This is a genomic window from Grylomicrobium aquisgranense (genome assembly GCF_033971865.1).
In the GTDB taxonomy this organism is placed as follows: domain Bacteria; phylum Bacillota_I; class Bacilli_A; order Erysipelotrichales; family Erysipelotrichaceae; genus Bulleidia; species Bulleidia massiliensis.
Genome location: NZ_JALBUR010000077.1, coordinates 1 through 1,636 on the forward strand (window position 1 = coordinate 1; position 1,636 = coordinate 1,636).

Annotated in this window: 1 protein-coding gene; it reads right to left on the reverse strand. The window is 42.3% G+C overall.

What is annotated here, in order from left to right:
* Positions 1 to 121: 121 nt before the first annotated feature.
* Complete coding sequence (locus MOZ60_RS11485) at positions 122 to 1,192, reverse strand: helix-turn-helix domain-containing protein (protein WP_370596788.1); 1,071 nt, start codon at positions 1,190 to 1,192, stop codon at positions 122 to 124.
* Positions 1,193 to 1,636 lie beyond the last annotated feature (444 nt).

The following is a 1,636-nucleotide window of genomic DNA, read 5'->3' on the forward strand; positions in this document are numbered from 1 at the left end:
TATCAGATAACATAAGCCCGGCAATGACCGGGCTGTTTTATGGCCGTGAATGAATGTGACATGAAAATGAGCAGTTTCCGGACAACATAAGAAAGCAGAAACAGGTCATTCCGTTAGAGCATTAACACTTACCTTTATCATCTGACCTTCTTGGCCTTGCATAGTAGATATTGATCAGCTTTCTTCCATCAACAGCCCAGGTCTCAAGAGACTGCGGATCATGAAATTCTGAGCCGTTGTCAGTGAGGATGATAGAGAATGCGTCTTTGAACAAATCCGGGCCCAGAAAGGCTTTTATTGAGTCGTATACGCGATTTACTGCAAGCATCTCCTTCCGTGGAAGAAGGAAATAGAGCTGCAGATTGGATCTCCTGTGGAGAAGGCTTAGTACGCAGTGTTCACCTCTTTCCCGCTTTCCAATAATCGTATCCATTTCCCAGATGTTTTCATCTGATTCAGCTGTTTCAAGGCGGAGAAGGAAATCTTCATATCGCCGTCCATCCAGATAGTCATAATCCATTGGTACAGGCTGCGGCTTTGAACTCCCACGTGGTGAATATCGTACTTGCCGTTTAAGGTCAATGTTTGAAATACCGGAAATATTATGATTGGCAATGTACCGATATGCAGTAGAGGTCGCAATAGGCAGGGAATTAGCCTGAATAATTGCGTCTACTGATTGCTTGCGCTTAATACCTTCTCTCAGCACCTCAGAGATCTGCTTCATTTCAGTTGAAGTTTTTCTTGGACCAGTTCGCCATTCTCGTTTGGCATTCTCATAATCAGCCTGGGCATGCGCGGCAATGTAGAAATACTTTGGAAGCTTACACTTCTCAATTTTCTTACAACCCGAACACACGAATGGAAACCTTTCGGTTCTCGGACAAATCGGTGTCTGAATAAACTCCTCACACAGCTCATTGCAATTATCATGCGTGCAATATTTACAGAGTCCAAATTGGCAGTGTGTGCATAAGCGCTGCTGCTCACAAACAATCTGCCGCCCGCATCTGTTCCTTTGATTGGCTCTGGTCCTAATAGAACGATGTCTTGTGATTTCCTGCCGGACACACTTTGGTGAATAGCCAATAGATAATGCAATCTGCTTCAGTGAAACATCAGAGATATTCAAGAGTGACTCAATAGTCTTTCTGTCTTCAATGCTTAAATGCCGGTAACCACTGGCAGGCATATTAGAAACCTCCTTTCTCAAACTCCAGAACCAATGCCAGTACTACCACTACCTACATTATTGCTGAAAAAGGGACCTTTGTCTTGGAATAAAGGCAAAAGAGGAACTTTGAAAAACAATTGAGGGTCAAATACAAACGTCTGATAGTTTCGGAGATCAATGAATCAACAGAGGTGTATCATCATATTGTGGTGATCCGCCTCTGTTTTTCTATTGCTTTACACAGCAAAGCTTTGCGGACGTAAGATTGCTTGCAGTGATATTTGTACGGTTTTACTACTAACGATTAGACAATATTTATTATGAGTAGCATTGAAGAATAAGCTCACAAAATCCTTCGCAACGAAAAATGAGCCATTGGCTCATTAATAGCGGATCTCAGCAATCACTTCATCTATTTCGTCGAGACTTAACGGCGTAGTTGATTTATTATCTTTATCTTCT

Excerpts from the sequence above, each read along its gene's own strand:
- MOZ60_RS11485 (WP_370596788.1), bottom strand. The coding sequence starts at position 1,192 with ATGCCTGCCAGTGGTTACCGGCATTTAAGCATTGAAGACAGAAAGACT.